Origin of the sequence: Bacillus sp. FSL R5-0576, from assembly GCF_038004765.1 — a bacterium.
GTDB classification, from domain to species: Bacteria; Bacillota; Bacilli; order Bacillales; family Bacillaceae; genus Bacillus; species Bacillus subtilis.
Genome location: NZ_JBBORU010000001.1, coordinates 98,791 through 125,474 on the forward strand (window position 1 = coordinate 98,791; position 26,684 = coordinate 125,474).

The window sequence follows — 26,684 nt, forward strand, 5'->3', positions numbered from 1 at the left end:
CAATAGGAAAAGAAGACGGGATTATTGCTTTACCTATAATTATAGCGCCCGAACTAAGCGCCCGGAAAAAGGCTTAGTTGACGAGGATGGAGGTTATCGAATTTTCGGCGGATGCCTCCCGGCTGAGTGTGCAGATCACAGCCGTAAGGATTTCTTCAAACCAAGGGGGTGACTCCTTGAACAAAGAGAAATCACATGATCTTCCAAAAAACATGTAGGAGGGGACGATTGAAAGTCCCCTTGAAATTTGACTTTCTTCGTCTCCTTTTACAATCTTAGGAGGAAGAAAAATATGTGTGGAATCGTAGGTTATATCGGTCAGCTTGATGCGAAGGAAATTTTATTAAAAGGGTTAGAGAAGCTTGAGTATCGCGGTTATGACTCTGCTGGTATTGCTGTTGCCAACGAACAGGGAATCCATGTGTTCAAAGAAAAAGGACGCATTGCAGATCTTCGTGAAGTTGTGGATGCCAATGTAGAGGCGAAAGCCGGAATTGGGCATACTCGCTGGGCTACACACGGCGAACCAAGCTATCTGAACGCTCACCCGCATCAAAGCGCACTGGGCCGCTTTACACTTGTTCATAACGGCGTGATCGAGAACTATGTTCAGCTCAAGCAAGAGTATTTGCAAGATGTAGAGCTCAAAAGTGACACCGATACAGAAGTAGTCGTTCAAGTAATCGAGCAATTCGTCAATGGAGGACTTGAGACAGAAGAAGCGTTCCGTAAAACACTTACACTGTTAAAAGGCTCTTATGCAATTGCTTTATTCGATAACGACAACAGAGAAACGATTTTTGTAGCGAAAAACAAAAGCCCTCTATTAGTAGGTCTTGGAGATACATTCAACGTCGTAGCATCTGATGCAATGGCGATGCTTCAAGTAACCAACGAATATGTTGAGCTGATGGATAAAGAAATGGTTATCGTCACTGATGACCAAGTTGTCATCAAAAACCTTGATGGTGACGTGATTACACGTGCGTCTTATATTGCTGAGCTTGATGCCAGTGATATCGAAAAAGGCACATACCCTCACTACATGTTGAAAGAAACGGATGAGCAGCCTGTTGTTATGCGCAAAATTATCCAAACGTATCAAGATGAAAACGGCAAGCTGTCTGTGCCTGGTGATATCGCTGCCGCTGTAGCGGAAGCGGACCGCATCTATATCATTGGCTGCGGAACAAGCTACCATGCAGGACTTGTCGGTAAACAATATATTGAAATGTGGGCAAACGTGCCGGTTGAAGTGCATGTAGCGAGTGAATTCTCCTACAACATGCCGCTTCTGTCTAAGAAACCGCTCTTCATTTTCCTTTCTCAAAGCGGAGAAACAGCAGACAGCCGCGCGGTTCTCGTTCAAGTCAAAGCACTCGGACACAAAGCCCTGACAATCACAAACGTACCTGGATCAACGCTTTCTCGTGAAGCTGACTATACATTGCTGCTTCATGCAGGCCCTGAGATCGCTGTTGCGTCAACGAAAGCATACACTGCACAAATTGCAGTTCTTGCGGTTCTTGCTTCTGTGGCTGCTGACAAAAACGGCATCGATATCGGATTTGACCTCGTCAAAGAACTCGGTATCGCTGCAAACGCAATGGAAGCTCTATGCGACCAGAAAGACGAAATGGAAATGATCGCCCGTGAATACCTGACTGTATCCAGAAACGCTTTCTTCATCGGACGCGGCCTTGACTACTTCGTATGTGTCGAAGGCGCACTGAAGCTGAAAGAGATTTCTTACATCCAGGCAGAAGGTTTTGCCGGCGGTGAGCTAAAGCACGGAACGATTGCCTTGATCGAACAAGGAACACCAGTATTCGCACTGGCAACTCAAGAGCACGTAAACCTAAGCATCCGCGGAAACGTCAAAGAAGTTGCCGCTCGCGGAGCAAACACATGCATCATCTCACTAAAAGGCCTAGACGATGCGGATGACAGATTCGTACTGCCGGAAGTAAACCCAGCGCTTGCTCCGTTGGTATCTGTTGTTCCATTGCAGCTGATCGCTTACTATGCTGCACTGCATCGCGGCTGTGATGTTGATAAACCGCGTAACCTTGCGAAGAGTGTTACTGTGGAGTAATAAATGTTTAACCCCTTTGGATAAGATTGTCTAAAGGGGTGTTTTTATGTCCAAAAGAGAAAGAACGTCTACAGTGGAAAAATGGATTAAAGAAGGTGATTGTACAGGACTCGACTATCGATCGGCCATGGCTATAGATTTAAGATGTTTCCTCATAAGGCCAGTTAACGAGCTTAAAAGGCTTTAAAACTAGTAGACTGCATGAATTTTTCAGTGGAGCGAAACTGCTTTTACTTTCACCTGAATTTTCTTATGTAATAGCAGACCGGAGAGCCTATTGTAATGACAACAGATTTTTTATGACATTTAATAAGGGGCGAGAAATTCATGACATTAAAATGAAAGATGAAAAGAGAATGTACTTGTGGGCCTTAGGTTTTAAAATTCATTCTTTTGTTATTGAGTACATTCCGGTTTAAGTTGAAATGATTCAGTAAAGGACACGCCATAAATAAAAGGTAGCGTATGATTGCCATTCTTTCCATGGAACCGATATTTCTAAGATTTCATCTTTCGTAGGCTTTCGGTTCATATTACGTAATATTTTTATCGAATGAATAAGACCCACATCATCGATTGGAAAAGCTGTCGGGAACCTAAGGCAGCGCATTAGAACATAATTGGCTGTCCAAGGACCGATTCCTCGTATTTTAATTAAGTTTTTTTCAGCATCTTTAAAGTTCATTTTCATTAATTTTTCCCTCGATAATTCTCCACTTGCCATTAATCTGGCTATTCCAATGATATATTCACTTTTTTTTACCGTCATTTTAATATCTGCCAGGTCGGTAGGGGTTAACCGTGCAATTCGTTCGTACGGTGGGAACACCCAATACTTTTTACCATTCCATTCAATAGAATCGCCAAATGCTTCTACAAATTGCTTCTTTAAGGAGTACGCGAAGGCTAAGTTAATTTGTTGTCCTAAAACTCCCCAACATAAAGCTTCAAATAAATCGGGAATGCCGATAACTCGCAACCCATAAAATTTTCGGGCAGGCATTTTAAGTAATGGATCTGCTTTTGCCATTTCATAAAATGGTGTTAAATCGTTATCAAGATCAAACCATTCATGAATATATTTTACAATCTCTTCCCGTTTCCACTGCTCAACAGGTCTAGAATCGTTTAGGAATTGAACAACCATTTGTTTATTATTGATTACGCTTACCTGCACTAAGGACCGAATTTCCCCATTGGCTATAACTTTTGTAATGATATTGTTCTCTATTTCATACATGCATTCATTTTTTTCTCTGGTTAGATAGCCTAGGTTCGCATTCATGTCGAAAATTTCAGGTAATGTAATGACAATAACATCATTGACTTCATGCCATGTCACTTTTTCATTCTCCTTATCTTAAATAATTATAAGAAAACTCACGCTGGTTGAAATTAGTTTATCACATAATCATCTTTACTCATTTTGTTATCTTGCTATTACATTCTAACCACCTTATTTTTTTCTATTTATGAGGTTATAGTGTAGTTATCAAGAATGCTAAACGGGAGTAGATAAAAATGGCCCAAGATATAAAAAACGCGTGTCGAAAATTTAAATTGGGATTCAATTCAAACTGAATTAGATGAGCATTGTAAGGAGAGGTGAGATAAATGCCGGATAGTATCAATAACGGACATAAAGAGAGCCATGAGCATAGAATTTCGAATGATGTAGAAATGATAACAGATGAAAAGTGGCAAGCAATTATAAATAATGATGCAGCGTACAATAATCAATTTTTCTACGCTGTAAAATCGACAGGGATATTCTGTAAACCATCCTGTAAATCTCGCGTTCCGAAAAAAGAAAATGTATGTATTTTTCCAAACGCAGAACAAGCTCTCCGCGCAAATTTTCGCCCTTGTAAACGTTGCAAGCCCACTAATGAAAAAATGCCTGATAGCGAGTGGGTTGATCTAATTACTGAATACATTGATAAAAATTTCACAGAAAAATTAACGCTAGAATCGTTAGCAGATATTTGTCATGGGAGTCCGTATCATATGCATCGAACATTTAAAAAGATTAAAGGCATTACGCTGGTTGAGTATATACAACAAGTTAGAGTACACGCGGCTAAAAAGTATTTGATTCAGACAAATAAATCGATTGGAGATATCGCTATATGTGTGGGTATAGCTAACGCGCCTTATTTTATTACTTTATTTAAAAAGAAAACTGGACAGACACCAGCACAATTTCGTCAAATGAGTAAAATGGAGGAAACGTACAATGGAAACAAATAAACCAACCCTTTATTGGTCTTTACTAATGTTCAAGGAGTGGAATTTTTATATTGCTTCAACTTTAAAGGGGCTTGTGTTTGTAGGTTCACAGAACAAACCAATCGAGGAATTGTTCGAATGGGCTAGGAAACGCTTTCCGGGAAGTCTTCTTGTTGAAGATGATGATAAGCTTGAACCCTATGCCGTTGAAATCACTCAATATCTAGAAGGAAAGCGGAAAAACTTTACTGTTCCAGTTGAGTACGCCGGTACGCAATTTCAGCTAGCAGTCTGGAATGCACTTTGTGAAATTCCTTATGGACAGACGAAATCCTATTCCGACATTGCAAATGAAATAAATAAACCAGCAGCTGTTCGTGCTGTAGGTGCGGCTATTGGGGCTAATCCGGTATTAATTACTGTACCGTGCCATCGTGTAATAGGAAAGAATGGCTCATTAACTGGCTATCGGGGCGGATTCGAAATGAAGACACTGCTCCTCGATCTGGAAAAGCGAGCTTCATCTGAAATGGATGTTCCTCATTGAAAGTGAATCATCTATAATGGGTTGGATTCTTTTAGAGGAAAGTAAAGACCAGTTTACTGATAAACTTGACAACTTTTAAAATTTAGCATATCTTATACGTAACTTAATAATCGATGCAGATGTTTATTTTTCCTTTTAAAATATGTAGGCCTTTAGCATTCTTTTCATATTTAATTTTAAATATTGATAGGATGAAAAAGTATCCTAATAAAAAAGGAAGAGAACATGAGTCGATTTATTTGATAATCAGGGCTATATTAAAGGAAATGAAAACATAGCATAAAGTAAAGACCAATAATAAGGTAGCACTTCAAAAAACTTCGCTGAAGTTAGTTGAAGTGAAGCCGACAATTTTCAGGATTCAATGATCTAACATAATCATTGAAATTTTGAAGTTGTCGGCTTTTTTGTTGGAAAAAAATAGAGATAAATAAAAATTGAAATAAATAATAGACAAATATGATCTGATTGAAAGGTCTTTTGACCAATAATGAGTTTTAAAAAAGGGAGAATTTAGAATGTTAGTTTCGCTGAGTTTGTCATCATTATTAACATTATTTTTTATTATGCTTATGGCTTCTGGGATTAGTGGACTATTGTTTTTACATCCGCGAGTACCCTTGAGTTTTGTTCGCATTCATATTGGGATCTTGGCTTTACCACTTTTGGTTTCCTTACTGATTCTTGCCAATAGTGGTGTGAGTGGAAATGTTGGCCCTTGGCACTTAGATTCCTTAGCTTGTTTAATGACTTTCTTTGTTCTTGCAATTGGATTCATCATTCAGCGTTTTTCTGTACGTTACTTAATGGGGGATCGATCTTATCGAAAATATTTTGCGCTTTTTACTTTCACAACAGGTACTGCTTCAATGACATGGTTAAGTGGCGATCTCCGCTTGATGGTTCTATTTTGGGGAGCAACTCTTGTTGGTTTAACCTTACTTATTAGGTTAAACAGTGCTTGGCAAGTGGCTAGTGAAGCAGCCAAAATTTCTGGCCGGTTATTTTTGTTAAGTTGGTTTTCTTTGTTTTTTGCGATGATGTGGCTTTTTCATGCCACAGGTCAATGGCAGTTATCATTGGTTGTAACAAATGAAAGTTTAGCTGGGCTGGGAGAATGGGAGAGAACAGGGATTCAGCTATTGATTGTATTAGCAGTGATTATTCCTGCAGCTCAATGGCCGTTCCAAAGATGGTTGGTTGAGTCTATTGTTGCTCCAACCCCAGTTTCTGCAATTATGCATGCAGGTTTAGTAAATGCTGGAGGAATAATACTAACTCGATTTTCACCTCTATTTCATGGTGGTATCGCTTCGATTATCTTACTTCTGCTTGCTGGCATTTCTGTATTGATTGGAACTGGAATTAGTTTAGTCCAGGTTGATTATAAACGCCAGTTAGTAGGCTCCACGATTGGACAAATGGGGTTTATGCTCATTCAGTGTGCATTAGGCGCCTATATAGCAGCCATTATTCATCTTATTTTACATGGTTTATTCAAAGCTACGTTGTTTCTACAAGCTGGTTCAGCAGTAGGGCGTCATGAAGTATCGGCTCGCACTAATGAAAGAACATCCTATTTATGGGCCATGGCTGGTCGGATTTTATCCTTAGTTATAGGTGTTGCTTTTTGGCTCACTGCTCCTGGGGACGGGTATCACTTAATCAGTGCGCTGATCTTAGGGTGGTCATTGTCCGTTTCTTGGACTCAGCTTGTCGCTTTTGGAGAGGGCCGAATTGGCCGAATTGCTGGCTTAACTGTTTTAGGAGGAGCAGCCCTCGTATATTTTATCATTCATAACCTTTTCTATAAGTGGCTGCATACAACCATTTTTCAAAGTGTTCAACCTCCAATGTCAGCTGTCATGATTGTCGTATGTCTCTTACTCTTTGGCAGTGCTTTAGGTACGTGGGTTGCTCGTCATCGTTCTTCCGTTTTTTTCGCGGTACTCTATCTTTGGTTAGTCCGATTAGGTGAAGCAAAACCAAAGTCAGTAGAGAGTCACCCAGACTACCTTAAACAATATATTTCATAAGGAGCTAATCTGAGATGGGCATTACATCCGTATTAACGAAAGATAATGTAAAAAAGATAGATACAGATATTGATGTTCAAGAAGGGGATCTTAACGTTTTCATTACATCTGCCAGCCGAGTGATTGCGCCACTTTGGCCTATTTCTACATTTGCTGCACGTAATCCGTGGATGGGACTTGAAAACCAACCTTTTGATCAGGTTGCAAGTTGGTTGAAAAACACTCGCGATGTTGATATATACCCTAGTGCGTCTATGATCCGTTCAGCAAAGAATAAAGGTGAGATTGATGAAGATTTTGTGGAAATGGGGCTGCAGCGTTGGCTTGATTCACATTCCTATCACATCCCACGGGACGTAGCAGAGCGATTTTGTCATGCTGCATTAAAGTTAGATCCCCTGCCTTCCGACCTTTTATCATCACATGAGCTGGAGAAATTAGTAGGTGAATGTAGTGGATTGGATCATATCGAGAATGTGTTTATGCAGCCACTAAGTTCGTATATAGAGAATCAAGATGGTGAAAGGCTAGTCAATATACTAGATCATCATGTCATTAAGTGGAGTAAATTATATCTTGATGACTCTCAAGCAGGCTGGACAATGCCTAATCGTGAGGAAGGTTTCTATCGTGCTTGGCAGCATCTCATTCAATATGATCCAGCACTTAGCAAAAAGCAGCGAGAAAGGGTAAAGGATTGGCCGAAAGAGGCACATTTGGCTTTACAGGAAGCCTTATTCGCACTAGAAATCCCAGAGTCAGAAATCCAGACTTATCTTGAAGGTCATTTACTTTCATTACCTGGATGGGCAGGGATGATGCTTTGGCGCTCCCAGCAATCGAGCCACGAACATGCACTCCTAACAGAATATTTAGCGGTTCGAATATCCATGGAGTGGGCTCTTATAAAGCCATACTTACCTTTGACTAATGAACGATCTAAGAAAACAATTTCAATTGCTCCCCTTATAGCAGCTTGGATTCATTGGGGTGGGCTTACATTAGAAGAATGGTCACAGATGACGGCCATTGAACAAAACGAATATTTATCATTTGCCTACAGCTTTGATGAGAAACTTCGCAAGAAACTTTGGTTAGAAGCTTGGGAACAAACGTACACTGATCGATTAAGCCAGAAGATCATCTCGAAACAACGTGAAACCGGCGGTGAAAAATCTGCATTAGCTCAATTAGCATTCTGCATCGATGTACGATCAGAACCTTTTCGTCGTCAACTAGAAAAAGAAGGCCCGTTTGAAACGATTGGTATTGCTGGTTTCTTCGGGGTGCCGATTGCAACTTGTGAACTTGGCAGTAAACACAGTCATGCTTCGTTACCGATCATACAAAAACCGCAAAATAAAATAAAAGAGTTCGCAGATGAGGATGTATTCAAAAAATACAATCAACGGAAGCAAGCAATTCATTCTTTAAGCCATACCTTTAAAACGATGAAGCAGAATGCGCTTTCGAGCTTACTACTGCCTGAGCTAAGCGGACCTTGGCTAACTCTGCAAATGGCAGCCCGTAGCTTTGTGCCAAGAAAGGCAGGTCGTTTCATTCGTAATCTCCGTGAGGCTTGGTTACGCAAACCTGATACAAAACTCTCGCTTCATCATGATGCTACAGAGGCAGAAATACCTGTGGGTTTTACTGATGAAGAAAAAGTGAACTATGCTCGCCAAGCATTAAAAATGATGGGGTTAACAGAGAACATCGCACCATTGGTCGTAATTTGCGGGCATGGCAGTCAAAGCACTAATAATCCTTATTCTGCAGCCCTTGATTGTGGTGCCTGCGGTGGAGCGGCCGGTGGATTCAATGCAAGAGTTTTAGCTGCTTTATGTAATCTATCAGAGGTACGAGAAGCTCTTTTAGCTGAAGGAATTAAAATTCCTGAGGATACGGTTTTTGCAGCAGCTGAACATAATACAACAGTAGATGAATTACATTGGCTTTATGTACCAGAGCTTTCCGAAGCTGCACAAGAAGCATTTGAACAAATTGAAGCCGTTATGCCGAAAGTGAGACATCATGTAAACGCAGAACGTCTAGCCCAATTACCGAATTTCCAATCGAAGCTAAAAAATCCGAAGGCTGAGGCAAACCGATTTGCGGAAGATTGGAGTGAGATACGTCCGGAATGGGGACTGGCTCGTAATGCCGCTTTTATTATCGGTAAACGTGAACTAACTCAGGATTGTGATTTGGAAGGCAGAGCCTTTCTCCATAATTATGATTGGAAGCAGGATGAAAGCGGTGAACTCCTAGCAAATATTATTGCAGGACCTGGAACTGTAGCCCAATGGATTAATTTACAATATTACGCATCAACGGTAGCACCTCATTATTATGGCAGCGGAAATAAAGCAACTCAAACCGTTACTGCAGGTCTCGGCGTTATGCAGGGGAATGCAAGCGATTTGTTAGCCGGACTGCCTTGGCAATCCGTCATGGAATCAGATCACGAGGCCTATCATTCTCCTCTTCGTTTATTGATACTCATCCAAGCACCTAGAGAATATGTAGAACGGTTATTAAATAATGATTCAGCATTTCTGCAAAAAGTTCAAAATGGATGGGTCCGACTGGCTAGTCTTGATCCAGAAGGATGTTGGGAAAGCTGGTAATGATGAATCTAAGCATTTATCAAATGGATTTGTTATTCAAAATAAAAATGATAAACATAAGGAAGAGGTGTGCTGTATGAATGTAAACCAAAATAAAAAAGTATTATTTTTGACGGATATTGAAAACGGTTTGGAGCCTATTTTACAAGAAGCGACTAACACTTCTGCAGAGAATATGTTGACTATACAAAGCTATGGTGCCAGTATTTCACATCCTTATGGAGAAATCATGAGGTCTGTTATTTTTGCGATTTATCAGGAAGATGTTGAGGAGATTTTTGTAGTAGGAACAAAAGATAAGAAGACTTCCGCAGGTAATGGACTAACTCAACTTGAAACAATGAAAGATAAAATACAAACATTGGATTATCTCTTTCAAAATTGCAAGCCTGAATTTTTAGGTGGTACGGTCGATGAATGGCTAAATGAAAATAGCAGTGACACCATTGAAAAAAGTGTTGATATGATTCGACATCATCCACTAGTGCCGTCACATGTTAAAGTTCGAGGTTTACTTGTTAATCATAAGGATGGAAAACCCTCAATTATGGAGGGTCCTGATGCTAAAACAGGTCAAGCCATACCTGATCATTGCTTGTCATGATGAAATGCAGGTTCAACTTCTAAACGCACCTATATATGGAGAAAGCAGTTCTAAGGAGATTGTATGAGCGCTAATTTAACTGATTTTGTCACGAAAACAATAGAGGAAATGAACTCGTTTGATCGTGAAAATATGGAATGTATGAAAAAACTAATTAGAAAAGCAATTGATTTTTATCATCTAAAGTCTTATGAAGAAGTTGAGGAAACCCATTCAGGAAATGTTCGATTTTTGCATGTCCACTCTATGATGGAAGAAAATATGTTATCCAAAATGATAGTGGTCACAAGAAACAGTAAAACTGATTTGGATATTGAAGGTGTATATGAAGGATATGTTGTAAGAGAATATTAATGAGACGAAATCACAAATAGAATATGCCAATTTTTTTGCTCAGGAGATGTATTAGATATGAAAAAGTCGAAAGGTTCTATTGAATCAGAGATCAGTAAGTCCATTACTCAATGGGAGAAGGATTATCTTGGACGGGGGTCTGTATCTGTTAAGACTGATATACTGCGGGACATGATCATCGTCAATTTAAAAGGGATTTTAACACCAGCCGAATATGTAGTTTGTGGATCAAAAGAGGGTATGTTATCTATCAAACAAACTCGTTCGGAGTTAGTCGAATCAGGTATAGAAGGCCTTAAGGATATTATCTTAAAAATAACCGGAGAAAAAGTGAAAAGTTTTCATACTGATTTAAGCTCCCGGACAGGTGAACGAGTGATGGTGTTTAAATTATGTAATGATCTAGAGAAAAATTTGGAAAAGATCTTATAATCTAAAGAAAATAAAATGTTTTGACGGTATGGAATCTGTTGTGAATTGAACATAATGAACTGCCGCTTCTTTTGTTTTACAATTATGGCATCATTGATAACTTTTATTCATATCCTAAGCGGACATAAAGAGATGTCAATTCATAGTACACTGACTTGTTATTCCTGTCGAAAGATCTAACATCCGCTGTTGTTATGAGCGGATGTTTTTTTATCTATTTTAAATACATGAATTTGATGCTGGTGATTAGTCACTTGAACAATATTAAATTCACTTTAATTGAAAACATCCTTGTCACCTGCCGGGTTCCCACAAGTGTTTAGTGACATGATTATGAGACCAATTTCGTAAAGCATGATGATAAATTTAAGAGGTGAACAAAATTGATATGCTGTCTTCAGTTTCATTTCACGGAATTAGTCAGAGATAAACCTTTAATTAAATATATCCAAAAAACGGATTGACATATCGGAATATAACGATATAATAATCGATATGGAACCAATTGAAGTATTCAAAGCCTTATCAAATGAATCAAGGCTGCAAATTTTACAATGGCTGAAGGAGCCCGATCGTCATTTTGCACCCCATGAAGGGATTGATATGAACACAATCGGGGTATGTGTCAGTCAAATAACAGACAAATTGAAAATGACGCAATCGACAGCTTCTCAATATCTTACCATCCTTTTAAGAGCCGGCTTGATTAAGGCGGAGCGTATTGGAAAGTACACATATTACAAAAGAGATGAAGAAGCCATTGGGAAACTTGCTGACTTTCTTAAAACAGAGATATAAAAATAAACATCAAAAGATGTTTATTTTTACACCATACATATCGACATATTACGATGTGTTTATTTTTTATAATAACATATCGATAATTCGTGATATGTTTATTAATAATTAAGGAGTGAATGTTTTATGTCTAACACTTGGAAAATTTATATTTTAGCCATTGTCAGCTTTTTAGTTGGAACCTCAGAGTACATCATTTCCGGAATTTTGGATCAAATTGCTCATACTCTCGGGATCACTTTAGCTGCCGCGGGCCAGCTTATTACCATTTTCTCACTTGTATATGCTCTTTCTACACCCGTACTTATGGCGTTGACAGCAAGTATGGATAGACGCAAATTGATGATGTATGCCCTATGTTTGTTTGTGTTCGGTAATGTCCTGGCTTTTGTACTGCCTGGTTATGGATGGTTTATTGCAGCGCGGATCATTATGGCGATGGGAGCAGGTGTGGTGGTTGTCACCGCCTTAACGATTGCCGCTAAAATTGCATCGGAAGGGAAGCAGGGAAGTGCCATCGCTACGGTCGTGATGGGATTTACCGCTTCTTTAATCATTGGTGTTCCGCTTGGAAGAATGATAGCAGTAGCATTAGGCTGGAAGTCTGTATTTGGAGCAATTGCTTTGTTGGGATTGATCGCAATGGTCGTTATTTTCTTTACTCTTCCGCATACTGAAGGGGATAAGCCTGTGCCTTTGCTTCAACAGCTTGCTCTTTTCAAAAAACGGAAAGTGGCTATGGGATTATCAATCACTTTCTTCTGGCTCGGGGGATATTCTGTTGCTTACACTTATTTGTCACCGTATCTCTTGAACATCTCAGGTATAAATGGCAAGCTGCTCAGTGGTGTTTTGCTTATATTTGGAATTGCCAGTTTGGTTGGATCAAAGTTTGGGGGATATAGCACCGATAAATGGGGAGTACCCTTTACACTCGTTGGCGGGATGACGTTGCATATCGTCACACTGATTCTTCTGTCACTTGTTACTCATTCCTATATCGGAGTGTTGGTGATTCTCATATTATGGTCGTTTGCCGCATGGTCTACCGGTCCGACACAGCAATTTCACCTGGCTACAATAGAACCGGAAATGTCAGGTGTTTTGCTTAGCATGAATCAGTCAATGATGCAATTCGCCATGGCGGTCGGCGCAGGAATAGGAGGGGTTTTTGTGGAAAACGTATCATTGGCCTCGATTACCTGGGTTGGTGCGTTAGGGGTTATGATTGCCATTATTGCATCATTGCTGATTTTCAATTCGCAACCGAAACAAGCGCTAAAAGATATCAATCAATAATTTCGAAAGATCTAACATCCGCTCGTTATACAAGCGGGTGTTTTTTTATACGCTCAACTAGAAAGCACACTGTAGCTGAAAGGGATTTTTGCCGACGGAGAGCTGAAGCACAGCAAGTTATAATATACTAGGAAGGGAAATAACGGTATGGCGGAAGGGTTCTAACGCTTCTCGCCTGTAAGATCATTACTTTGAGGATGTGTCATCGTGAATCAAAAGACGTACATTGAAATGAGCAGGACATCGCAGTACATCAACAAAATGAGAGAGTATTCAGTGCTAATTGATGGGGCTGAGATGGGAAATATCAAAGATGGAGGGAGGCTGCGAATTGATTTACCGCCTGGTGAGCATGTTATTCAAGTGAAGATTGCTTGGTGTACAAGCCCAACTTTGAGGTTTACTTTAGCGGAAGGAGAAGTGTTGAAGTTTAGATGCGGAAGTCCACTTCGAGGATGGAAGTTGCTTTTGGCGCTTTTTTCTGTTTTGGGCCGTCCTGAAAATTATCTGTTTATCGAGCAGGAAGAAGAGAAAAAGCTTTGTGGTGACTTTGATGTGTGAATAAATAGGAATAAATAGATTAAATACCCCTGAATTATGTTTTGTGAAAGATTGATATAAGCGGTAGCCTTCTCAATGTCGTTCTCCTTGGAGAAGGCTGCGTATAAGAAATTCTCGGACTTTGCGGATAGACCTTCCGATATCCATTTCAGGATTAATGTCTTCTGGGTGGAGAGTCCGATTTCATCATAGTATCGCAGTGTTTTTGTTGATACTTTGCATATCTTTGAAAATTCGCCGATCGATAGCCGAGTGATCACCTCCAAGCTCCAAATGTACACCTTTCCGTAAGGGCAAAGTTAAATGTGAAAATAAAACTGTTCCAAAGTTAATCAGAAATTTATTTTCATATTGTATCCTTTCAGTATCAAGTGAAAGGAGCATCATATGAAAACATTATGGAAAGTCCTCAAAATTGTTTTTGTCAGCTTGGCTGCTTTGGTTTTGCTTGTATCCGTCTCGGTATTTATTTATCACCATTTCCAGCTAAATAAGGAGGCGGCACTGCTGAAAGGTAAAGGCGCAGTAGTCGATGTTGACGGTAAAAAGATGAATGTGTATCAAGAGGGAAGCGGGAAGGATACGTTTGTGTTTATGTCCGGTTCGGGGATTGCTGCGCCTGCTTATGAAATGAAGGGGCTGTACAGCAAGTTTTCAAAAGAAAATAAGATTGCTGTTGTAGATCGGGCAGGTTATGGATACAGTGAAGTGTCTCACGATGACAGAGATATTGATACAGTATTGGAACAGACGAGGAAAGCGCTTATGAAAAGTGGAAATAAGCCTCCTTATATTTTAATGCCTCATTCGATATCCGGGATTGAAGCGATGTATTGGGCACAGAAATATCCTAAGGAAATCAAGGCCATTATTGCGATGGATATTGGATTGCCCCAGCAGTACGTCACGTATAAATTGAGCGGAGTTGACAGATTGAAAGTGAGAGGGTTCCACCTGTTAACCTCGATTGGTTTTCATCGGTTTATACCTTCCGCTGTATATAATCCTGAGGTGATTCGGCAGTCGTTTTTAACTGATGAAGAAAAAGAAATCTATAAAGCCATTAACTTTAAGCAATTTTTTAATGCAGATATGGAGCATGAGCTTTTACAGTCTTACCAAAACGGCAGCAAATCTGTGAATCTGCCGGCGCCAAAGGAAACTCCCGTCTTGATTTTAGATGCGGTCTCTGACCAAAATAGACATTCAAAGTATGCTATACAAAACAGAAAAGACTATAAAGCGTTTGCGGCTCAATTCAATACTGCCGATATAAAGGAACTGAGGGGAACACACAGTATTTATTTATATCAGCCTGATCAAATATATAAACTGTCCATGGAGTTTATGAGAAAGGTTCGCTAGGATGAAGGGTTATCATATTTTAATCGTTGAAGACGATGTGATGATTGGTGATTTGCTGCAAAAGATTTTGCAGCGTGAGGGATATCGTGTGATATGGAAAACAGATGGAGCGGATGTGCTTTCGGTGATTCAGAAGGTGGATTTGGTCATTATGGATGTGATGCTGCCGGGTGAAGACGGGTATCAAATGTCTGCAAAAATCAAAGAGCTGGGGCTGGGCATTCCGGTTATTTTTCTTTCGGCCCGTAATGACATGGACAGCAAACTTCAAGGTTTGCAGATCGGCGAGGATTATATGGTAAAGCCCTTTGATCCGAGAGAGCTGCTATTAAGAATGCGGAATATGCTTGAGCATCATTATGGCACCTTTACGCAAATCAAACATTTGTATATTGATGCAGTAACGAAAAAAGTGTTCAATGAAAGCCTGCATGATGAGGTATTATTTACTGCGATTGAGCGGAAAATTTTCTTTTATTTATATGAAAAAAGAGACAGTATCCTGACAAAGGAACATTTCTTTGAATATCTATGGCAGCTCGAAGATAGAAACCCGAATATTGTCAATGTGCATATTAAAAAAATCAGAGCTAAAATCAATGATCAAGCGGGTGAGATGATTGAAAATATATATGGAGAAGGGTATCGGCTGAATACCGTTGTGAAGAAATGAAGCTCAAGACAAAATATCAGTTGTTATTGTTTACGGCCGTCATTAGTGTTCCGATGCTATTGCTGGCGGTCAGTGTTTTGATGTCTGTGATTTATGACAGCATGTTTAAAACGATGAATCATGGTATGCCCTTTCACAGGTCGTTTGCGTACCCGGCAATGATCGTTGTATTTTTGATATCGCTCTTATTGTTAGCTTTTTTATTTTCAAAGTCGATTCATTCTCTGTTGCATAAAATCAATCTATTAAATCAAACCATTCGGCATTTGGCGAGTGATCAAAGGGTGCCCGATAAAATTGAAGTGAAGCGTGCGGATGAAATCGGGGAACTGATCAAGTCGGTCAATTTGTTAATTGAACGGACGACATATCGTGAACTGGAGCTGAGACAGCAAGAGGAAATCAAAAAGGAGCTTTTGCAAAAACTGCGGCATGACATTAATACACCTTTAACGGCTCTCAGGCTGCAGTTATTTTATTTGGAAGACCAATGTCATGGTCAGGCTGTATTCGAATCATTGTATCAGCAAATCGAATATATCTCGGAATTAACCAATGAATTCAATCTATATTCCGCTGAGACGCTGGAAAGCTCTTATATTGTAAATGAAGAAGTGCGTCTAAACGAGCTATTAGAAACAGCGGTGAAAAAGTGGGATTATTTATACAGTATGAGTGGGATTGAGCTGCACTATAAGCCGGCAGATCAAGATGTGATATGGATGAGCAACGCGTTATGGATGCAAAGGCTGTTTGATAATATTTTTCAAAATACGTTAAAGCATTCAAAAGCTGAAAAGATGGAAGTCACGATTGAACATGGCGATGTTTTTATTCGTGATGACGGTATTGGATTTGATCGGAATGAGAGCAGTGAGGGACTTGGGTTAAAGATTATTGAGGATACATGCAGGCTGCTTGCGATTACTTATGAGCTGCATACAAATGATAACGGAACGGGGTTCTTGTTTTCAAAAGAGTGACCCCGCTGATGTTTTTCTTTCTCCTATAAAATTTATATAATAGGAGAAAGAAATGGGGTGAACAGCATATGTTTAAAAAAATCATCAAAACGATTAAGTACCTCTCAAGCAGTTCTAGTGACCGATATCGCAGACACCGGCATTACAGCAGCAGTCGGCGCAGACATTATCGCAGCTACAGCAGCAGTTCGGGCAAAAGAAGACACTACGACCGTTATGGCGGCAGTCATCGTTACAAACGCCGGAGCTACAGCAGCAGTTAATCCAAAAAAAGTTCTTGTTCCGCTTTTGGGACAAGGGTTTTTTTATGTGACCGACTGAATGGCCCGGTTTAGATCCTCGCGAATGGAAGCGGTGTGCTGATACTCTTCCTCAATGCCCAATAATCTTTTCAGCAGCAAGGTTACTTCCTTTGTCAGTGTTAATTCCTCCAGCCAAGTGCCATTTTTCTTCTTTTTTCCTTTATATTGAGAGTACAGCAGGAATAACAGCGTTTCTCCGAGATCGAAGAAGTCATCCTGTTTTCGTACCTTTATTTCCTCCATTTCTTCAAGAGTCAATTGTTTGGCAAGGCCGAAATCGATGAGGCAGAGCCTGCCGTCATTGATGATGATATTAGGCGTTCTGATGTCGCTGTGGAAAATAAGGCGATCATGCAGGTATTCTATAATCTCAAGCAGCTGCGAAATCAGTTGTAACGCCATAAGCTCTGTGAACGGCTGTTTTCGAAAAAATAATAATTCTTCTATATTCTCTCCCTCAATGAACTGCATGACATAATAAGCCTGTCCGTCTATGATGAACTCATCTATGAAGCCCGGAATTTGCGGGTGGTGAATGCTTTTGAGCAGTTTTATTTCCTGCTGGAACCGGACTTTTTCTTTTTCCTTTTTCGCTTTTGTCGGCCGAAGCTGTTTTAAGACATAAGGTGTTTGAGTTAGGATATCGGTGCACAAATAAACCAAACCGTAGCCTCCCATACCGAGGCACTCTTCGATTTTGTATTGATGATTTAAGATAACGCCGTTCTTTAGAGGGCGGTCAAATAGCAGTTTTTTTAGAAGTTTTAATGCCATGTCTGCACTTCCCTTGGTTGTACTGACTATAGTTTACCTTCTAGACTGAGAATAAAAAAGAGCCGGATAACCGGCTCGGTATAAGTTAAAACTGCTTTGTCACGTCGTATTCATAATCTATTTTTGCTTTTACGTTGCTCATCGTCGATCTGGCTGTCGCTAATGTATTATATTTAAAACTCCATACCTTTGCCACACTGAGTTGATCTGACAAAGAGATATCATAAGACCCTGAAGTCGAGCTGTTTACAAGAGCACGGCGCCATTCGTTGTTTTCGCTCGTCATGATCAGGTGGCGTGTATTTCCCTGGCTTGGTGTTTGAGTGGCGGTTGTCTGAACTCTGGTTACAATGGCATCACGCGGTATCCCAGATTGGTTTGTTAAATCAACCTTGATCACGCTGGAGTCAGAACCTGAGGGGCTAAGGCTTGTATTTCCTTTATTTTCAGCAACGCCGCTGAATTGGAATGTTCCGCTGCCCGATTTGATTCGGTCTTCAATTGAAAGTGTAAAATACATGTTTCCGGTATAGGTGCCTCGTGACACTTTCACATAAAAGGTATCTGTCGTGTTTTGGGCGTCTGCATTTGCATAAATAAAAGAAGAAAACGTATTAGGGTTAATAACTTCTGTCCCTTGAGAAACAGGTATTCTGTTCTTGTCATAAATTTCAATTTTCATCCCTGTATACGCGCTCTGGTATGTACTCCTCACGTATACTTTTTCTCCCTTATTAGCCGTAAAAGTGAAATAGGCTTCATCTTGACCAGCTTCCAGTATTGTTGTATCGATATTTTTATATTTCCAATAACCGATCGGCATTGCGGTATCAAATGAATTGTTTCCTGTGATAGCAGTGACTCTGACAGCTGATGCCGAATACGTAAAGGTGGATAAGACAGACAGCATAACAGCGAATGGAATAAGCCATTTTTTCACCATGCAAACAACCTCCTTTTATTTCCATCATACATAATAACGATTTAGGTGTAAATAAATGTTTTTTAAGGTTAATATATACATTATCTTTGCCGATAAAAAAGAATAAGAGAGAATACTCGGGAGGGAATTCAATGCGTCTGAATCGGCAATTTATCCGCACTCAGCTGATGGCACAGAACATATTGAGCAAGAATGCGCCTGCCAAACGGGAGAATGCGACTGAAAATCCAGCGGCAGTTCTGGAAAAGGCATACAGCAGGCTTAAGTCACAATCTTCAACTGGGGGAATCAATCAGTTCAATTATTCTAAAACCAGCGTGTCGGGAAACAGCGGGGCGTTCAGCAAAGTGTATCAATCAGCGAATGATCGAACAGTGACAGACACAGGGGAAGAAACAGTGATTCAATCCCAAAACCCCTATGAATCTGAGAGTGATATCAGAATCAAAATACTAGATGAAAAATACAGCAGGATGAATGCGATTAATAAAACAAAGTCTGATCCATTAGGCTATATTAAGGATAAGTACCAAAATTCAAAGTCTCCTTATTTCAGAAGTGATCTGTCAGCTGCAGAAAGACAGGCCGCTTACGATAATGAAACAGAATGGCTATTCAAAGGGAAGGCGCAAAACTATAACCTCCAGGATGCTGCGTTTCGGAATGTCACATTTCATGGGGAAGTGGAAGCTGAGAATGAAAAGGTGTATCAGCGGGGACAGGTTAACCAGCAGCTGCAAGTGCTGTTGAATCGAAACCATATTCATATTCCAGAGGGGACAGAGCTGACGTTTACAATCACACCGATTGACTATCAGGTGCGGGTGAGCGGGACAGACGATCAGGATCTGATCAAGCAAATTGAGCAAGTGCTGCAATCTGGAGACAACAGCAAAGAACTATTTTTACACATCATGAAAAGTCAAAGCAGTGATTCAACACAATTTTCCGAAGAGGCCTATAAAAAGTATCAGGCAGCTCGTGAGATGTACGAAGTCACAGGTTATCAATTGAAGGATTTAGAAGTCATTGATGGACGGTACGTCACGCCTGATGGACGTGACTTAATAGATGTATATAAGGAAGAGCTTGAAAAAGATCCAGTGCAGAAGCAAACGGCTTCTTATGCTATATCTTACTATCGTTCAGAGCTCAGTAAAATCGCGGAAGCCGGGTATAATGCCATTCCGGATTTCATCCTATCAATTGATTACAGCAATGGATCTCTGAGAGATGTGGGACAAAGCAAGAGCTATGGGACCGGAGATACCGGGTGGCTTGAAGCATTAAAGCGTCAAACGGGTGTGAATTATTAAGTAAGCTGTTCATGTAGAACAGCTTATTTTTTATGAGAATCTAAGGGGTGTATTAATTTTAATATTCAAACAATTTTATTATTTTTATATAAAAGATTTTAAAAGAAGTGAACGATTCAAAACTCTGAACAAAGGTGTTTACCTGAAAAAAACAATTGTATTTTCCGGAGAAATTTATTATGATGAAATAAGTAATTTAGGAGATTATATAACAATTTTAAGTTTGAATTTTCTGATTGTTATCACTGATTCATGTGAAGGCAAGCAGGTCTGCTGTTTTCTCATTTATGAGTATTTTGTTAGGAGGAGGAAGAGGAGTGGCAAATAAAGAATTAAAGAGGGGCCTGGGCGCGCGCCATATTCAGATGATCGCCTTGGGCGGTACAATCGGTGTTGGCTTGTTTATGGGTTCTGCCAGCACGATTTCATGGACTGGTCCATCTGTCCTTCTGGCTTATGCAATATGCGGAATTTTTATCTTTTTTATTATGCGTGCGATGGGTGAAATGCTGTATGTCGAGCCGAGCACAGGTTCTTTTGCGACGTTCGGCCATCAATATATTCATCCGATGGCAGGTTATATAACAGCATGGAGCAACTGGTTCCAGTGGATTATCGTCGGCATGTCAGAAATTATCGCTGTCGGTTCTTATATGAAGTATTGGTTCCCGGATTTGCCTGCTTGGATACCTGGTATCGTGGCAATGGTGATTCTTGGTGCGGCGAATTTAATTTCTGTTAAGTCGTTTGGGGAATTTGAGTTTTGGTTTGCGATGATTAAAATCGTGACGATTATCTTGATGATTATTGCGGGAATCGGAATTATTTTCTTCGGTTTTGGCAACGGCGGAGATGCGATCGGTTTGTCGAACCTGTGGTCTCACGGGGGCTTCTTTGCAGGAGGTTTCTCAGGTTTCTTCTTTGCACTGTCTCTTGTCATTGCGGCCTATCAAGGAGTTGAGCTGATCGGGATTACAGCGGGTGAAGCGAAGGACCCGCAAAACACGCTAAGAAATGCGATTCAAAGTATTATCTGGCGTATTTTGATTTTCTACATTGGTGCTATTTTTGTGATCGTGACGGTGTATCCTTGGGATGAGCTCAACTCACTCGGAAGTCCGTTTGTGTCTACGTTCTCGAAAATCGGAATTACGGCAGCGGCCGGCATTATTAACTTTGTCGTGATTACTGCTGCAATGTCCGGCTGTAACAGCGGTATTTTCAGCGCGGGCCGCATGCTGTATACACTGGGTGTCAATGGACAAGCACCGAAATTCTTTAAGAAGATTTCACGCAATGGTGTGCCGCTGTATGGCACAATTGCGGTGCTGATCGGTTTGGCTGTCGGCGTTGTGCTGAACTATATCGCGCCGCCGAAGATCTTTGTCTATGTATACAGCGCAAGCGTGCTCCCAGGGATGATTCCTTGGTTTATCATTTTGATCAGCCATATCGGATTCAGAAAAGCGAAGGGCGCTGCATTAGATAAACATCCATTCAAAATGCCGTTTGCTCCTTTTACAAACTATTTGACGATTGCTTTCTTGCTGATGGTTCTGGTTGGCATGTGGTTTAACGATGATACTCGTATCTCCCTGATTGTAGGCGTGATTTTCTTAGCGCTTGTGGTCATTAGTTATTATGTGTTTGGGATTGGCAAACGCACGCAGGCCAATTTAACAAAAAGCGAACAAGCAGCTGAATAACGATAAAAAAGAGACATTCGCGGATGTCTCTTTTTTTATTTTTCGCGTATGGATTTTCCCTATTTTAGCAAGCTATAGGGTAAAGATAGCAGAAGGAAAGGTGTTCATAAAATGGATGTTACACTCGGTTATTTGCGCGAATCACTTTCGAATCATCTAGAAAATGAAGTCTGCCAGCGTATTTGCAAGAAGATGCTGGCGAAGCGTTATGCAAATGAAGGGGAATTTGTAAAAGACTTAGATGATAATGAAATGTCTTTTTTGAACCATGTATTAGAAAAAGAAATTAAGTATGCCCAGAATGAACAGGATCAAAAACGGGCCAAGGAATTAAACGAGGTGTATGAATTACTGCTTTGAGAAAGGCGGGTAAGAAATGGGAGCAATTGAACGAAGCGGATATACATTTCAGCCGGAGTTTAGCGTTGTCCGTCAAAACGGAGCCATCCATGTGTACCATCAAGGAGAATTTGTGGAAGAAATCGAATTTGAATTTAACGGGGAATATCCCGATCATGATTTGATTGAAGAGCTTGTGAATCATTATTGTTTTGAGCATGAGATTTAGAGCCCTGCCGTGCAGGGCTCTTTTATTTAGGATGTGATCAGGCCATACTTTTTCAGGATATCCACGGTGATGTTTTTGGCTTTTGTGCCGGAATCATCGACATTGGTGACAAAGACATAAGAGCCATGCTCTGTTTTGATGAATCCGACAAACCATCCTAATCCCATATCTGTCAGGCGAGTTCCGGTTTTCCCGTAGAGCGTGTAATGATCGCCTTCCTCTTGAATCATCATGCGCTTGACGGTTTTCATTACCGGCTTGTCAAATGGAAGCTCCTCGTTAGCCAGTTTCTCCAAAAAAGTTTCTTGTTCCAGCGGAGATATTGTGAGCGAGCTTTGCAGCCAAAACTGGTCGATTCCCCCGCTGATATCCTCGTTGCCGTAAGATAGAGTATGAAGCCATGTTTTCATTCTTTCCTCGCCGATATCTCTCGCTAATGCCTGATAATACCAGATTGCGGATTCGCGCATGGCCGAGCCAAGCGTATGGTCGCGGTTCCATGTTTCGAATTCACGCTTGACCCCGTCCCATCGTTTAACATCGTATTCATCTCTTACAGCTTTGACCTGCAAACCGATTAAAGCGTTCACGACTTTAAAGGTGGATTGCGGAGTTTGTCTTTGATTTGCCCGTTTTCTGTTATAGACAAATGTCTGATCCTTTTGTAAATCGTGAAGAATGAAGGTTCCATCCGTATCCTTGAATTCGTCATCGACATTCATTCTGCTGACATTCAAGTGTTTTTCATGAGCAGATGATGCTGCGTGGACGGAGAAGCCGCCGATCCCTACAATACTCAGCACAAGCACAACATATATCCATTTTTTCATTTTGTTCTCCCCTTCGTTTTGATTAACTACCTTTTCTCTCTTTCGTTTGTTCTTCCTTTGAAAAATAATCAAAAAGTGCTTAAATTTGGTTTTGTAAACAAATACTGTTACTGGGTTTATATTCGGAAGATAACGTGAAAATAGAGGGTAAAAAGGAAGGCAGGGTAAGCGGATGAATGAGCAGATTCCACATGACAAAAGTCTCGATAACAGCCTGACACTGCTGAAGGAAGGGTATTTATTTATTAAAAACAGAACAGAGCGCTACAATTCAGATCTGTTTCAGGCCCGTTTGTTGGGAAAAAACTTTATTTGCATGACTGGCGCTGAGGCGGCGAAGGTGTTTTATGATACGGATCGATTCCAGCGGCAGAACGCTTTGCCTAAGCGGGTGCAGAAATCGCTGTTTGGTGTTAATGCGATTCAGGGAATGGATGGCAGCGCGCATATCCATCGGAAGATGCTTTTTCTATCATTAATGACACCGCCGCATCAAAAACGTTTGGCTGAGTTGATGACAGAGGAGTGGAGAGCAGCAGTCACAAGATGGGAGAAGGCAGATGAGGTTGTGTTATTTGAAGAAGCAAAAGAAATCCTATGCCGGGTAGCGTGCTATTGGGCAGGTGTTCCGTTGAAGGAAACGGAAGTCAAAGAGAGAGCGGATGACTTCATTGATATGGTCGATGCGTTCGGTGCTGTGGGACCGCGGCATTGGAAGGGAAGAAGAGCAAGGCCGCGTGCGGAAGAGTGGATTGAAGTCATGATTGAAGATGCTCGTGCCGGCTTGCTGAAAACGACTCCCGGAACAGCGCTGCATGAAATGGCTTTTCACACACAAGAAGATGGAAGCCAGCTGGATTCCCGCATGGCAGCCATTGAGCTGATTAATGTATTGCGGCCTATTGTCGCCATTTCTTACTTTCTGGTGTTTTCAGCTTTGGCGCTTCATGAGCATCCGAAGTATAAGGAATGGCTGCGGTCTGGAAACAGCCAGGAAAGAGAAATGTTTGTGCAGGAGGTCCGCAGATATTATCCGTTCGGCCCATTTTTAGGGGCGCTTGTCAAAAAAGATTTTGTATGGAATAACTGTGAGTTTAAGAAGGGCACATCGGTGCTGCTTGATGTATATGGAACGAACCACGACCCTCGTCTATGGGATCATCCCGATGAATTCCGGCCTGAACGATTTGCGGAGCGGGAAGAAAATCCGTTTGATATGATTCCTCAAGGCGGGGGGCACGCCGAGAAAGGCCACCGCTGTCCAGGGGAAGGCATTACAATTGAAGTCATGAAAGCGAGCCTGGATTTCCTCGTCCATCAGATTGAATACGATGTTCCGGAACAATCACTGCATTACAGTCTCGCCAGAATGCCGTCATTGCCTGAAAGCGGCTTTGTAATGAGCGGAATTAGACGAAAAAGTTAAATTAAAAAGCTCTCTTCCTTTATCGAAGAGAGCTTTTTGATTACTTCTTTTTTTCATCGTAGTATTGGACGGGATACATGGAGCCTTCTGATACCATTTTGTTGTCCTCGATATCTTGCGGGTCCGGGTGGCCGGCTTTATCAACTGGGAACGTTTCCATGTCTGGCTGTTTTGTTATTTTCATCTTCATGCTGTGAATGAATTCTCTTGCCTTTTGGCGATTTGACGGGTCCTTTAATAGATAAGAAGTGATGCCGACAGTTGAAACAGCGAGACCTGAAAGTAACAGCTTTTGTTTCATGGTGATACTCCTTTCTATTTTAAGAATAGTGTTTCCTGTATCATTCCCGTTTTGGAAATAGCTAAACCTATTGTGTTTTTATCATTGGAATTCACAGTAAATTCCATTTAAGAAGAAATTAGTGACTTCATTCCTGTATTGGAAGGTAATATACATTGACTTATTATAGTTTCAGTCAAAATTCGATAAATATTGACAAAGTAAAGTAATCAGAATAATAATATAATTAGCAAGAGAATGTCATCATACATGAAAGGTGTTTACGATATGAATCAATTGCATCGAAGAATGGGAACGTTTTCCCTCATGATGGTCGGGCTCGGGTCGATGATCGGTTCAGGCTGGCTGTTCGGGGCTTGGCGTGCGGCTCAAATAGCAGGACCAGCTGCTATTATTTCATGGGTTATTGGAATGGTCGTCATTTTATTTATTGCTCTTTCTTATAGTGAACTAGGTTCTATGTTCCCTGAAGCGGGGGGAATGGTAAAATATACGCAATATTCACACGGTTCGTTTATCGGTTTTATTGCGGGCTGGGCCAACTGGATTGCGATTGTGTCCGTCATTCCGGTTGAAGCGGTGGCCTCCGTTCAATATATGAGTTCTTGGCCTTGGGAATGGGCGAAATGGACAAGCGGTTTGGTGAAGAATGGAACGCTGACTGGGGAAGGACTAGCATTTGCCTCTGTATTGCTTCTCATTTATTTTCTGCTGAACTACTGGACGGTCAATCTATTTTCGAAAGCGAATTCATTAATTACGATTTTTAAAATTATTATTCCGGGTCTTACGATTGGAGCTTTGCTGTTTGTCGGATTCCACGGAGAAAACTTTACTGGCGGTCAAAGCATTGCGCCGAATGGCTGGGCAAGTGTGCTGACGGCGGTTGCCACTTCCGGTATCGTTTTTGCGTTTAACGGTTTCCAAAGCCCGATTAATATGGCGGGTGAAGCAAAAAATCCGGGGAAATCAATTCCGATTGCGGTTGTTGGCTCTCTTTTCGTTGCAACAGTGATTTATGTCCTGCTGCAGATCGCCTTCATCGGAGCAGTGAATCCTTCTGATATTGCTCACGGCTGGAGCCATCTGAATTTTAATTCTCCTTTTGCTGATCTGGCGATTGCGCTGAATATTAACTGGCTTGTTATTGTGTTATATGCGGATGCATTTGTATCACCGTCTGGAACGGGGATTACGTATACAGCGACAACGTCCCGAATGATTTACGGAATGGAAAAAAACAAATATATGCCAAGTGTATTCGGGAAGCTTCATCCGATTTACGGCGTTCCGCGACAAGCAATGTTCTTTAACTTGATTGTGTCGTTCATCTTTTTGTTCCTGTTCAGAGGGTGGGGTGTATTAGCGGAAATTATTTCCGTTGCTACGTTAATTTCTTATATCACCGGCCCGATCACAGTGATGACATTGAGACGGACGGGGAAAGACCTGTACAGGCCTCTTCGTTTAAAAGGCTTAAACGTGATTGCGCCGCTTGGATTTATCTTCGCGTCACTGGTGCTGTATTGGGCGCGCTGGCCGTTAACAGGGCAGGTCCTGTTTATTATCCTGATCGGTCTTCCGATTTATTTCTATTATCAGGCGAAGGCGAAATGGAAAGGGTTTGGCCGGAACTTTAAAGCCGGCGTCTGGATGGTGTTTTATCTGCTGGCCATGATGGTCATTTCTTATTTGGGCAGTGATAAATTCGGCGGCCTGAATGTCATTCATTATGGCTGGGATATGGTTCTGATTGCGATGGTATCACTTGTATTCTATGTGTGGGCGCTGAAGAGCGGCTACCAGACAGAATACTTAAAGGATGCGAAAGAGATAAATTCTCAGCTGCTTAATGGACAGTCAGAAGCTGCTGCCGGAAAAGAATAAAATATAGAAGAAAACCTTGCGATAG

General features: G+C 41.0%; 27 protein-coding genes and 1 pseudogene. 22 read left to right on the forward strand and 6 right to left on the reverse strand.

What is annotated here, in order from left to right; all coding sequences use genetic code 11:
- Positions 1 to 292: 292 nt before the first annotated feature.
- Positions 293 to 2,095, forward strand: a complete 1,803-nt coding sequence (gene glmS, locus NX903_RS00590) for a glutamine--fructose-6-phosphate transaminase (isomerizing) (protein WP_015252962.1) — start codon at positions 293 to 295, stop codon at positions 2,093 to 2,095.
- Positions 2,096 to 2,141: 46 nt separating this feature from the next.
- A complete protein-coding gene (locus NX903_RS00595; protein WP_144486858.1) occupies positions 2,142 to 2,282 on the forward strand; it encodes a hypothetical protein in 141 nt (46 codons plus the stop codon).
- A 243-nt stretch (positions 2,283 to 2,525) separates the two neighbouring features.
- Here the strand turns inward: NX903_RS00595 and alkA are convergent, their stop codons facing one another.
- On the reverse strand, positions 2,526 to 3,437 hold the full coding sequence (gene alkA / locus NX903_RS00600; RefSeq protein WP_086343377.1) for a DNA-3-methyladenine glycosidase II: 912 nt from the start codon (positions 3,435 to 3,437) through the stop codon (positions 2,526 to 2,528).
- A gap of 272 nt (positions 3,438 to 3,709) precedes the next feature.
- Here alkA and adaA point away from each other — a divergent pair, with 272 nt between their 5' ends.
- The 10 genes from adaA (at position 3,710) to NX903_RS00650 (ending at position 13,585) form a co-directional block, all read left to right on the forward strand.
- The gene (adaA, locus tag NX903_RS00605) at positions 3,710 to 4,345 is read left to right on the forward strand and encodes a bifunctional transcriptional activator/DNA repair enzyme AdaA (protein ID WP_017694949.1); all 636 of its coding nucleotides are present in this window, start codon (positions 3,710 to 3,712) and stop codon (positions 4,343 to 4,345) included.
- Complete coding sequence (adaB, locus tag NX903_RS00610) at positions 4,332 to 4,871, forward strand: methylated-DNA--[protein]-cysteine S-methyltransferase (protein ID WP_017694950.1); 540 nt, start codon at positions 4,332 to 4,334, stop codon at positions 4,869 to 4,871. Before adaA ends, adaB begins: the two co-directional genes overlap by 14 nt.
- Positions 4,872 to 5,389: 518 nt before the next feature.
- Entirely contained in the window at positions 5,390 to 6,907 is a 1,518-nt protein-coding gene (locus NX903_RS00615; protein ID WP_086343378.1) for an NADH dehydrogenase subunit 5, read from the forward strand.
- A 14-nt stretch (positions 6,908 to 6,921) separates the two neighbouring features.
- Positions 6,922 to 9,537 carry a DUF2309 domain-containing protein gene (locus NX903_RS00620; protein WP_086343379.1) on the forward strand — a complete coding sequence of 872 codons (2,616 nt, stop codon included), beginning with the start codon at positions 6,922 to 6,924 and terminating at the stop codon, positions 9,535 to 9,537.
- Between the two features lie 76 nt (positions 9,538 to 9,613).
- On the forward strand, positions 9,614 to 10,141 hold the full coding sequence (locus tag NX903_RS00625; protein ID WP_086343380.1) for a carbonic anhydrase: 528 nt from the start codon (positions 9,614 to 9,616) through the stop codon (positions 10,139 to 10,141).
- Positions 10,142 to 10,204: 63 nt separating this feature from the next.
- A complete protein-coding gene (locus NX903_RS00630) occupies positions 10,205 to 10,495 on the forward strand; it encodes a DUF6407 family protein (RefSeq protein WP_086343381.1) in 291 nt (96 codons plus the stop codon).
- Positions 10,496 to 10,552: 57 nt separating this feature from the next.
- Positions 10,553 to 10,927, forward strand: coding sequence for a DUF2294 domain-containing protein (locus tag NX903_RS00635; RefSeq protein ID WP_003246482.1), 375 nt, complete (start codon positions 10,553 to 10,555; stop codon positions 10,925 to 10,927).
- A gap of 495 nt (positions 10,928 to 11,422) precedes the next feature.
- Positions 11,423 to 11,725 carry an ArsR/SmtB family transcription factor gene (locus NX903_RS00640; RefSeq protein WP_003234907.1) on the forward strand — a complete coding sequence of 101 codons (303 nt, stop codon included), beginning with the start codon at positions 11,423 to 11,425 and terminating at the stop codon, positions 11,723 to 11,725.
- A gap of 126 nt (positions 11,726 to 11,851) precedes the next feature.
- Positions 11,852 to 13,024: an MFS transporter gene (locus NX903_RS00645; RefSeq protein WP_086343382.1), complete on the forward strand. Its 1,173-nt coding sequence runs from the start codon at positions 11,852 to 11,854 to the stop codon at positions 13,022 to 13,024.
- Between the two features lie 207 nt (positions 13,025 to 13,231).
- The gene (locus NX903_RS00650) at positions 13,232 to 13,585 is read left to right on the forward strand and encodes a hypothetical protein (RefSeq protein ID WP_144486856.1); all 354 of its coding nucleotides are present in this window, start codon (positions 13,232 to 13,234) and stop codon (positions 13,583 to 13,585) included.
- Between the two features lie 143 nt (positions 13,586 to 13,728).
- Here the strand turns inward: NX903_RS00650 and NX903_RS00655 are convergent.
- Positions 13,729 to 13,842 (reverse strand): annotated as a pseudogene (locus NX903_RS00655) (MerR family DNA-binding transcriptional regulator); the annotation flags it as partial.
- A gap of 130 nt (positions 13,843 to 13,972) precedes the next feature.
- On the opposite strand from NX903_RS00655, the gene NX903_RS00660 reads away from it, so the two are divergent.
- From NX903_RS00660 to NX903_RS00675, 4 genes are read left to right on the forward strand one after another with little or no spacing between them, the layout of a single operon-like run.
- Complete coding sequence (locus NX903_RS00660; RefSeq protein ID WP_086343383.1) at positions 13,973 to 14,950, forward strand: alpha/beta hydrolase; 978 nt, start codon at positions 13,973 to 13,975, stop codon at positions 14,948 to 14,950.
- 1 nt (position 14,951) lies between these two features.
- Complete coding sequence (gene ybdJ, locus NX903_RS00665; RefSeq protein WP_086343384.1) at positions 14,952 to 15,623, forward strand: two-component system response regulator YbdJ; 672 nt, start codon at positions 14,952 to 14,954, stop codon at positions 15,621 to 15,623.
- Positions 15,620 to 16,606: a two-component system sensor histidine kinase YbdK gene (gene ybdK / locus NX903_RS00670; protein ID WP_167553953.1), complete on the forward strand. Its 987-nt coding sequence runs from the start codon at positions 15,620 to 15,622 to the stop codon at positions 16,604 to 16,606. Before ybdJ ends, ybdK begins: the two co-directional genes overlap by 4 nt.
- A 57-nt stretch (positions 16,607 to 16,663) precedes the next feature.
- Complete coding sequence (locus NX903_RS00675) at positions 16,664 to 16,927, forward strand: hypothetical protein (RefSeq protein ID WP_024571603.1); 264 nt, start codon at positions 16,664 to 16,666, stop codon at positions 16,925 to 16,927.
- Here NX903_RS00675 and NX903_RS00680 read toward each other — a convergent pair.
- Positions 16,912 to 17,682: a serine/threonine-protein kinase gene (locus tag NX903_RS00680; RefSeq protein ID WP_077671182.1), complete on the reverse strand. Its 771-nt coding sequence runs from the start codon at positions 17,680 to 17,682 to the stop codon at positions 16,912 to 16,914. The genes NX903_RS00675 and NX903_RS00680 overlap by 16 nt on opposite strands.
- Positions 17,683 to 17,767: 85 nt before the next feature.
- Positions 17,768 to 18,625, reverse strand: a complete 858-nt coding sequence (locus tag NX903_RS00685) for a hypothetical protein (RefSeq protein WP_086343385.1) — start codon at positions 18,623 to 18,625, stop codon at positions 17,768 to 17,770.
- Positions 18,626 to 18,756: 131 nt separating this feature from the next.
- Between NX903_RS00685 and NX903_RS00690 the strand changes: the two genes are divergently transcribed.
- From NX903_RS00690 to NX903_RS00705, 4 genes are all read left to right on the forward strand, one after another.
- Positions 18,757 to 19,941 carry a DUF4885 domain-containing protein gene (locus tag NX903_RS00690; protein WP_086343386.1) on the forward strand — a complete coding sequence of 395 codons (1,185 nt, stop codon included), beginning with the start codon at positions 18,757 to 18,759 and terminating at the stop codon, positions 19,939 to 19,941.
- Positions 19,942 to 20,258: 317 nt separating this feature from the next.
- Positions 20,259 to 21,647, forward strand: a complete 1,389-nt coding sequence (locus tag NX903_RS00695; RefSeq protein WP_015252942.1) for an amino acid permease — start codon at positions 20,259 to 20,261, stop codon at positions 21,645 to 21,647.
- 111 nt (positions 21,648 to 21,758) lie between these two features.
- Positions 21,759 to 22,007, forward strand: coding sequence for a sigma-G-dependent sporulation-specific acid-soluble spore protein CsgA (csgA, locus tag NX903_RS00700; protein WP_024571599.1), 249 nt, complete (start codon positions 21,759 to 21,761; stop codon positions 22,005 to 22,007).
- A 16-nt stretch (positions 22,008 to 22,023) separates the two neighbouring features.
- The gene (locus NX903_RS00705; protein WP_003234886.1) at positions 22,024 to 22,215 is read left to right on the forward strand and encodes a DUF5370 family protein; all 192 of its coding nucleotides are present in this window, start codon (positions 22,024 to 22,026) and stop codon (positions 22,213 to 22,215) included.
- A 26-nt stretch (positions 22,216 to 22,241) separates the two neighbouring features.
- Here NX903_RS00705 and blaOXA read toward each other — a convergent pair whose 3' ends face one another.
- On the reverse strand, positions 22,242 to 23,045 hold the full coding sequence (blaOXA, locus tag NX903_RS00710) for a class D beta-lactamase (RefSeq protein ID WP_086343387.1): 804 nt from the start codon (positions 23,043 to 23,045) through the stop codon (positions 22,242 to 22,244).
- A 172-nt stretch (positions 23,046 to 23,217) separates the two neighbouring features.
- On the opposite strand from blaOXA, the gene cypC reads away from it, so the two are divergent.
- Positions 23,218 to 24,471, forward strand: a complete 1,254-nt coding sequence (cypC, locus tag NX903_RS00715; protein ID WP_086343388.1) for a fatty-acid peroxygenase — start codon at positions 23,218 to 23,220, stop codon at positions 24,469 to 24,471.
- 40 nt (positions 24,472 to 24,511) lie between these two features.
- Here the strand turns inward: cypC and NX903_RS00720 are convergent, their stop codons facing one another.
- The gene (locus NX903_RS00720; RefSeq protein ID WP_003234883.1) at positions 24,512 to 24,772 is read right to left on the reverse strand and encodes a hypothetical protein; all 261 of its coding nucleotides are present in this window, start codon (positions 24,770 to 24,772) and stop codon (positions 24,512 to 24,514) included.
- Between the two features lie 267 nt (positions 24,773 to 25,039).
- Between NX903_RS00720 and NX903_RS00725 the strand changes: the two genes are divergently transcribed.
- Positions 25,040 to 26,659, forward strand: a complete 1,620-nt coding sequence (locus tag NX903_RS00725; protein WP_041340178.1) for an APC family permease — start codon at positions 25,040 to 25,042, stop codon at positions 26,657 to 26,659.
- Positions 26,660 to 26,684: the final 25 nt, after the last annotated feature.